The 8,057-nt window shown below is 31.0% G+C and carries 11 protein-coding genes, 2 tRNA genes and 1 rRNA gene; 5 read left to right on the top strand and 9 right to left on the bottom strand.

The window, feature by feature from the left end; all coding sequences use genetic code 11:
• Positions 1-12 precede the first annotated feature (12 nt).
• A 16S ribosomal RNA gene (locus BQ2505_RS02450) occupies positions 13-1,518 on the bottom strand.
• Positions 1,519-2,241: 723 nt separating this feature from the next.
• Between BQ2505_RS02450 and infC the strand changes: the two genes are divergently transcribed.
• From infC to BQ2505_RS02425, 5 genes are all read left to right on the top strand, one after another.
• Positions 2,242-2,781, top strand: coding sequence for a translation initiation factor IF-3 (infC, locus tag BQ2505_RS02445; RefSeq protein WP_074016209.1), 540 nt, complete (start codon positions 2,242-2,244; stop codon positions 2,779-2,781).
• Between the two features lie 56 nt (positions 2,782-2,837).
• Positions 2,838-3,044 carry a 50S ribosomal protein L35 gene (rpmI, locus tag BQ2505_RS02440; RefSeq protein WP_074016208.1) on the top strand — a complete coding sequence of 69 codons (207 nt, stop codon included), beginning with the start codon at positions 2,838-2,840 and terminating at the stop codon, positions 3,042-3,044.
• A gap of 27 nt (positions 3,045-3,071) precedes the next feature.
• Complete coding sequence (rplT, locus tag BQ2505_RS02435) at positions 3,072-3,422, top strand: 50S ribosomal protein L20 (RefSeq protein WP_074016207.1); 351 nt, start codon at positions 3,072-3,074, stop codon at positions 3,420-3,422.
• Between the two features lie 47 nt (positions 3,423-3,469).
• Positions 3,470-3,553, top strand: a tRNA-Ser gene (locus BQ2505_RS02430).
• A gap of 25 nt (positions 3,554-3,578) precedes the next feature.
• A tRNA-Ser gene (locus BQ2505_RS02425) sits at positions 3,579-3,668 on the top strand.
• Between the two features lie 151 nt (positions 3,669-3,819).
• On the opposite strand, the gene BQ2505_RS02420 is transcribed toward BQ2505_RS02425, so the two are convergent.
• The 8 genes from BQ2505_RS02420 to BQ2505_RS02385 form a co-directional block, all read right to left on the bottom strand.
• Positions 3,820-5,037: a tyrosine-type recombinase/integrase gene (locus BQ2505_RS02420; protein ID WP_074016206.1), complete on the bottom strand. Its 1,218-nt coding sequence runs from the start codon at positions 5,035-5,037 to the stop codon at positions 3,820-3,822.
• A gap of 81 nt (positions 5,038-5,118) precedes the next feature.
• Complete coding sequence (locus BQ2505_RS02415) at positions 5,119-5,331, bottom strand: helix-turn-helix domain-containing protein (protein WP_074016205.1); 213 nt, start codon at positions 5,329-5,331, stop codon at positions 5,119-5,121.
• A gap of 11 nt (positions 5,332-5,342) precedes the next feature.
• Positions 5,343-5,711 (bottom strand): ASCH domain-containing protein, encoded by a 369-nt coding sequence (locus BQ2505_RS02410; RefSeq protein ID WP_074016204.1) that lies wholly within the window; start codon positions 5,709-5,711, stop codon positions 5,343-5,345.
• A complete protein-coding gene (locus BQ2505_RS02405; protein ID WP_074016203.1) occupies positions 5,683-6,648 on the bottom strand; it encodes a DNA-methyltransferase in 966 nt (321 codons plus the stop codon). The genes BQ2505_RS02410 and BQ2505_RS02405 overlap by 29 nt, the downstream gene beginning before the upstream one ends.
• Positions 6,645-7,151, bottom strand: coding sequence for an MmcB family DNA repair protein (locus BQ2505_RS02400; protein WP_161939401.1), 507 nt, complete (start codon positions 7,149-7,151; stop codon positions 6,645-6,647). Before BQ2505_RS02400 ends, BQ2505_RS02405 begins: the two co-directional genes overlap by 4 nt.
• Positions 7,148-7,537 carry a YopX family protein gene (locus BQ2505_RS02395; protein ID WP_083232313.1) on the bottom strand — a complete coding sequence of 130 codons (390 nt, stop codon included), beginning with the start codon at positions 7,535-7,537 and terminating at the stop codon, positions 7,148-7,150. The genes BQ2505_RS02400 and BQ2505_RS02395 overlap by 4 nt, the downstream gene beginning before the upstream one ends.
• A gap of 2 nt (positions 7,538-7,539) precedes the next feature.
• Entirely contained in the window at positions 7,540-7,827 is a 288-nt protein-coding gene (locus BQ2505_RS02390; RefSeq protein ID WP_074016201.1) for a hypothetical protein, read from the bottom strand.
• A gap of 9 nt (positions 7,828-7,836) precedes the next feature.
• Positions 7,837-8,055 carry a hypothetical protein gene (locus tag BQ2505_RS02385; RefSeq protein WP_074016200.1) on the bottom strand — a complete coding sequence of 73 codons (219 nt, stop codon included), beginning with the start codon at positions 8,053-8,055 and terminating at the stop codon, positions 7,837-7,839.
• Between the last annotated feature and the right edge of the window lie 2 nt (positions 8,056-8,057).

Genomic DNA, 8,057 nt, shown 5'->3' with positions numbered 1-8,057 from the left:
TATACTCCTTAGAAAGGAGGTGATCCATCCGCACGTTCCCGTACGGATACCTTGTTACGACTTCACCCCAATCGCTAATCACACCCTCGGAGCATCCCTCCTTACGGTTAGGCCTGCTACTTCAGGTGCAACCAACTCTCGTGGTGTGACGGGCGGTGTGTACAAGACCCGAGAACGTATTCACCGCAACATAGCTGATTTGCGATTACTAGCGATTCCAACTTCATGTACTCGAGTTGCAGAGTACAATCCGAACTAAGAATAGTTTTCTGAGATTAGCTCCCCCTCGCAGGTTTGCGACTCTCTGTACTACCCATTGTAGCACGTGTGTAGCCCAGCGTATAAGGGGCATGATGACTTGACGTCATCCCCACCTTCCTCCTGCTCATCGCAGGCAGTATCGCATGAGTCCCCAACTTAATGATGGTAACATACGAAAGGGGTTGCGCTCGTTGCGGGACTTAACCCAACATCTCACGACACGAGCTGACGACAGCCATGCACCACCTGTCTTTAGGTTTCCCCGAAGGGACACTGACATATCTCTACGTCATTCCTAAGATGTCAAACGCTGGTAAGGTTCCTCGCGTTGCGTCGAATTAAACCACATGCTCCACCGCTTGTGCGGGTCCCCGTCAATTCCTTTGAGTTTCATACTTGCGTACGTACTCCCCAGGCGGATTACTTATCGCGTTAGCTTGGGCGCTGAGGTTCGACCCCCAACACCTAGTAATCATCGTTTACAGCGTGGACTACCAGGGTATCTAATCCTGTTTGCTACCCACGCTTTCGCGCTTTAGCGTCAGTATCTGTCCAGTAAGCTGGCTTCCCCATCGGCATTCCTACAAATATCTACGAATTTCACCTCTACACTTGTAGTTCCGCTTACCTCTCCAGTACTCTAGTTAACCAGTTTCCAACGCAATACGGAGTTGAGCTCCGCATTTTCACATCAGACTTAATTAACCGCCTAGACGCGCTTTACGCCCAATAAATCCGGATAACGCTTGTGACATACGTATTACCGCGGCTGCTGGCACGTATTTAGCCGTCACTTCTTCTGTTGGTACCGTCACTTTCTTCTTCCCAACTGAAAGCACTTTACATTCCGAAAAACTTCATCGTGCACACAGAATTGCTGGATCAGACTTTTGGTCCATTGTCCAATATTCCCCACTGCTGCCTCCCGTAGGAGTAAGGGCCGTGTCTCAGTCCCCTTGTGGCCGTTCACCCTCTCAGGCCGGCTACCCATCATCGCCTTGGTGAGCCGTTACCTCTCCAACTAGCTAATGGGACGCAAAGCTCTCTCACAGCGCATATAGCTTTCATAATCAAATGATGCCATTCGATCATAATATTCGGTATTAGCATTCGTTTCCAAATGTTGTCCCAAACTGTGAGGCAAGTTCTTTACGCGTTACTCACTCGTCCGCCACCCAAACCGAAGTTCAAGTAGACTTGCATGTGTTAAGCATTCTGTCAGCGTTCATCCTGAGCCAGGATCAAACTCTTCGTTCAATCTTTTTTAAAGCTCATTTGCTTTTTTGTTTACACCAAATTTATGGTTGCTTTTTGTCTTTTCTCTATTCTGTTGTTAATGTCCTTTGTCATATTGACATCGGTAATCATATCATCTTTCAAAAACTTTGTCAACTACTTTTTTTCTTTTTTTAGTTATTTTTTATAATTTTTACATTTTATTTTTATTTTTAATATATTTTTATCGTTTTTTATAAATCACAAATGATATTTAAGGAACTTTTTATTATATAGAAAAGTATAAAATTAAATAATGAAAATTAGTCTCTGACGTCCGTATTAGTTCGGAGAGCCTAGGTTTATTGAGCTCGTAGAACTCATAGGGCTGTCAAGAGACTTTGTTCGATAACTTATTTTCTATCTTCATATAGTATTTAATATAATTTTCTTCATAATAAACTCCAATTTAAATAGTAAAATATTATATTAAATTTTGAGACAAATTCATACTCTACTACTTAAGACAATATCACATCCTGTTCACAAAAATATATAAGTTAATATTTTTTTACTTGACTTTTGTTAAAATTTACTGTATACTTATTGAGCAAAGTTAATATTAAAGTAGAAACTTATCCTGTTTCTCACCTCATGGATTTTATATCTTCAGCGGGTTTAAAATAATTTATTATATAATTTTATTTTAAAGTAGATAACTACTTTAAATTTTTAATATAATTTTATTTAGAAACAGGTAAGTGCCTGTTTTATTTTTTTATATGGGGGTGTTGTATTATTTCTGATAAAACTAGGATAAACGACAAAATAAAAGGAAAAGAATTTAGAATAATTTCTTTTGATGGAGAACAACTTGGAATTATGTCTGCAGAACAAGCTTTAGATTTAGCTATATCTAAAGGATATGATTTAGTCGAAATAGCTCCAGGAGCTACTCCGCCAGTTTGTAAAATTATGGATTACAATAAATATAAATATGAACAAACTAGAAAATTAAAAGAAGCTAAAAAAAATCAAAAACAAATTGTTGTTAAAGAAATCAAAGTCACAGCTAGAATAGATAGCCATGACCTAGAAACAAAACTTAATCAAGTTACAAAATTTCTTGAAAAAGAAAATAAAGTAAAAGTCACTTTAGTTCTATTTGGTAGAGAAAAAATGAATAATTCTTTAGGAGTAGATACTCTTGATGAAATAGCAGAAAAATTTACTGAAACTGCTGAAGTTGAAAAAAAATATGCTGATAAGCAAAAACATTTAATCTTATCACCTAAGAAAAAATAATGTAATTATTTTATAAAAAGTTATTTTAATATTTGAGAAAACAAGGAGGAATAAATATGCCAAAAATGAAAACTCATAGAGGAGCTAAAAAAAGAATTAAAGTTACTGGAACTGGAAAATTTGTTATAAAACATTCAGGGAAAAGTCACATCTTAACTAAGAAAGATAGAAAAAGAAAGAATAACTTGAAGAAAGATGCTGTGGTTACTGAAACTTATAAGAGACATATGCAAGGATTATTGCCATATGGAGAAGGAAGATAATTAATTCATTTTTAGGAGGGAAAAGTAATGAGAGTAAAAACTGGTATTATAAGAAGAAAAAGACATAAAAGAGTATTAAAAGCTGCTAAAGGATTTAGAGGTGCATCAGGAGACGCTTTTAAACAAGCTAAACAAGCTACAAGAAAAGCAATGGCTTATTCAACAAGAGATAGAAAAGTTAATAAAAGAAGAATGAGACAATTATGGATCACAAGAATAAACTCAGCTGCTAGATTAAATGGAGTTAGCTATTCTGTTTTAATGAATGGTCTTAAAAAAGCTGGAATTATACTTGATAGAAAAGTTCTTGCTGACATCGCTTTAAACAATTCAGCTGAATTTACAAAATTAGTGGAAGCTGCTAAAGCTGCACTATAATTTTACTTGACATAAATTTAAAACTATGTTATGATTATCTACGGCATGGAAGGTTATCCTAATTGGTAAGGAACCGGTCTTGAAAACCGGCGTCGTAAGACTTTAGAGTTCGAGTCTCTAACCTTCCGCCATAGATATAGTTTATTGATTTGACACGGTGAGATGGCAGAGTGGCCTAATGCACTGACCTGCTAAGTCAGAGTACCAATTACGGTACCGAGGGTTCAAATCCCTCTCTCACCGCCATAAACATTTGATTTTATGAGTAGTTGCGATACTCTAAAAATTATTTTGACAGGTTTTGACAGGGTGAAAAGTCAACCAAAATACCAAATTGTGTGGGTTATCATTGTTTTTAATGGTAACTTTTTTTATTTTGATTAACTAAGTAAGTTTATCAAATACCTATTTTTTCATTAATTATAGATACTGTTGATAAATTACTTTTATTCATTTGATGTACATATATATCCATAGTTGTTTTAGCACTGCTATGTCCTAAAAACATTTGAATGTCTTTTACATTAACATTACTTTCACACAATATTGTAGCACAACTGTGTCTTAAATCATGAAACCTAATATGTGTTAAATTATGTTTTGCCAAGAACTTTCTAAATCCATTTGTTAAAAATTTTGGTTTATGCAGTTCCCCACCTTCATTCACATAAACATATTCTTCATCTTTTGTGTAATATCCTTTACCTAGTCTTTCTTTATTTCTCTTTTGTTCCTCTTTTAACTCCAGGAGCATTTCTTTTATTGAACCAGGTAAAACAAAACTTCTTAAACCAGCTGTACTCTTAGTCTTATCTTTTTTTATTAAGATATTTTTACCATCTAAATTAGTTTCTGTAACAGTATGGACAATGCTTATTGTATTATCTACAAAATTTATTGCTGACCATTTCAGACCTAATAATTCGCTTCTTCTTAAACCAAAGAAGCTAGTTATAACCACTCCTAAATATAGTACTTTGTCTTCTTTTTTTAATATTTCAAGCATTTCTTTTATTTGTTCATGATTATAAACTTTTGCAATATACCTAACCTTTTTAGGCTTTTCAACATTCAACATAGGATTAATGGTTATTATTCCTATCTTTTGAGCATACTTGAATGTTAGACTTAAAAGATTATGGTAATGAATAACTGTATTAGCAGAAACTCCTCTTACATTTAATTCATGAAAATAATACTTTTGAATGTCAAATGTATTTATATCCTTGAGTTTCTTATTTTCTTTAAAAAAATAAGGTAATATGGATATCTTTGTATTTGATAAATAAGATGAGTAGGTTGCATCATCAATAGTTTTAAATCTCATTTTTACATATCCTAAAATGAAATTACAGAATTTAATCTCTTTATCAAATAAATTTACATCCTGGTCAATTTTCTTTAAGATGTTTTTTCTACTATTTACTTTTTTATCATCAGATATTCCAAAAAACTTTCTACATTCTTCTTCAAAAGTTTTTAGCATTTCTTCAGCTAATTCTTCATTATCAGTTTTAGATGATTTTGATTTTACAGTTTTTTTCTTATTTTTTATATATTCAAAAACTAAATGGTAAAATTTACCTCTTTTCCTAGTGTAGCTTGATGTATACAAGAATCCTCCTTCATCTTTTTTTTATAGCTACCGATAAAGAATTATCGGTCAACTATTAAAAAATGTCAATATCCTATTTTCTTACATTGCATTTAAAACATATTCAATCAGGCATTCCTTCGGTATTTTAATTAATTTTCCATTTCTTATAGATTTTATTTCTCCAGTTTCAGTTTTCTTTATAAGGTTACTTTTACTAATTCCTAAAAAATCAGCAGTGTCCTTTGTTGATATGAAAAATGGAAGTTTCTCTAATTGTTTTTCTAATGATGCTCTCATTTCTTGTACTGTCATTTCTATCACCTTTATTTAATATATTGGTAAGATTGTGGAGCTTTTTCTATTCCAAAATCTTTTAATTCTAGTTCTTTTTTATATTTAATAACTTTTTTTATTTTTATAGCATAAGCAACTTTTGAATTTTTATAGTATTTAAAATATTCTTTTTCTGAAATACCTAAATTATTTTTATAAGATTTCCATAAAAGTTTAGGAGTAGAAGAAATTATTTTATCTATAATAATTTCTCCAACAACTTTTTTCTTTGGAGAACTTGAATATATAACAATAGTATTTATGGAACTTTTAAAAATCTTTTTTCTAAGTTCAAAAGTCTTAGTTTCTGAAAATATTTCTTCTACAAATTTAGGCTTTATTGACATTAAAACTTTCATAATCCACCTCTATCTTATTAAATAGACCTTCTCCAATCCTAGAAACAGCTATTTCAATGTATTCCTTTTTAAGTTCTACTCCAACTCCATTTAGATTTAAACTTTTTGCAACTTTTAATGTAGTTCCTGAACCAAGAAATGGATCCAATACTATACCATCAATAGGACATCCAGCTAAAAGACACCTTTTTACTAATTCTTCTGGAAAACTAGCATAGTGTCCTTCTTTTATTCCTTTTGTTGCGATGCTCCAAACTGTCCTCATATTTCTTCCATTCTCATTGTAAATAGTTTTCCAAGGTTTATCTATTCTCTTCATAGCAGTTTTACTTTCTCCAGCTTCTAACATTTTTTTCTTTCCTGTAGGCATAACTCCATCTTTGAAACCATTTAAAGTTTTTTCAGAATATGGTTCATACTGCTTCTTGAAATAGTATTTTTGGTTTTTTGTAAAGAAAAATATTTTTTCAAAATCATTTGTGAATCTATCGTTCAAAGACTCAGGGAGAACATTTGGCTTATGCCAAATAATTTCATTTCTTAAAATCCATCCTTGGTCAATCATCTTAATACATAACCTTTCAGGAATCATCATCTTTGATTTTCTTTGAATATTTGTTTTTCTTGGAATAACCTTAAATGTATTTTCTTTGCCTCTTTTTTTATTGCTTCTTTTAGAAAATTTAGAATTAACATTTGAATAAGTATCACCTATATTAAGAAAAAATGTTCCTGACTTTTTTAGAACTCTATATAATTCATCCATTATAAGCATTAATTTTTCAATATATTCTTCAATATTTTCTTCTAATCCTATCTGGCCAGAAATATTATAATCTCTAAGTTGCCAGTATGGAGGAGATGTTACAATACAATCTATGCTTTCTGTATCTAATGTTTTTAAAATCTTTAAACTATCTCCATTTATTATCTTCATTGATTTCCTCCTGACATTCTATAATTCCAATATCTTAAATAGCCAAGTCTATAAATTTTTGAAAGAACTATATCATTTATAGGTTTAGCTTCTTTGTTTATTTTTGGCTTTCTATAACATTCAATCTTTCTATATGGAATACCACATTCTTTTTTTACTGCTATCAAAATACCACAATCTTTTGGAATTAATTCTAATGCTTTCTCTTTCATTTCTTCTGGAAAAGCATAATAGAAATTTTTAATATTTTCATCTTTGTGCTGATGTTCTTTTTTAAAATCAGCTTTTAAATCGGATAAAGATATTTTTATTTCAACTTCTGTTAAGTAGCGATTTTTAGTAACAATTAACATGTCGCATTCATGATTTACTATATTTTTCCAAATCATAGGGTCTGCTTCTGTGTCTAACCATCCGTTATTTTTAGTTACTTTTGGAACGATTGCTAAACTTCCACTTTCGAAATATGTATAAATTAATCTCTCCATTTCATGTGTAGTCATTCATTTTCTCCTAAAAGTTCAACATTTTCATAAATATTACCAACTTTTTCTAATTTATTTATATCGTAATTACTTAGATAATCACTCATATAGCTATCCACTTCATCAAGCATATAAGAAGCCTTTTCTTCCATATAGCTAACTCTAAATAATTGTCTGTCTATTTTTACAATATCTCCCTCATATATTTCCTTATTATTTTTATCTTTTAATCCTATATATTGAAGAAGTTCTATATTACTAAAGTTTTCGTCTATAATAGTTAACATACTGCCTTTTTTAGTTAAGGCATAAGTTATACATTTAGTTACATAATTTATTAAAGCAACATCTACCATTTCCTTTTTATTCTTTAACCAAGCTCTAAACTTTATTTCTTTGCTCATTTTTACCTCCAATATTTACAAGAAAAATCTTCTTGTTGTTCATAACCAAGTTCAATAGTTGCAGCCTCTGATTTTTTATTAACAAATTCATTTATTTCATCTGAAAGTTCATCTGCTAAGTCATATAACTCTTCAGGGGACAAAAATCTTCTAAAATGATTATTGAAAAATTTTGTAACAATATCCAAAGTTCCCCAATCAGAAGAGGGAACATCTATATAAAGTTTTTCATTCAAAATAATACATTTACCTTTGTTATAGTTAGAACACCATTTGCAAACTTTTTCCATTTAACTCACCTAGTATCCTATTTGATTTTTACCATTTCTTTTTTTTAATTTAGATTTCAATCTTTTATAATTTATATTAAATTTAAAATTGACACTATTTCTGAAATATTGATGTCTACCTAAACCTGTATAAAATATTTTCCAGCTTATTTTACAAGCCTTTTTATTATTAGTTTTTGAGTATTTTTTTGCTAGTTTAATAATTTCTTTACTTATTTTTTTAGTCATTT

The sequence above is a fragment of the Fusobacterium massiliense genome, assembly GCF_900095705.1.
Taxonomy (GTDB): Bacteria; Fusobacteriota; Fusobacteriia; order Fusobacteriales; family Fusobacteriaceae; genus Fusobacterium; species Fusobacterium massiliense.
This window is presented reverse-complemented; position numbering and strand designations above follow the sequence as displayed.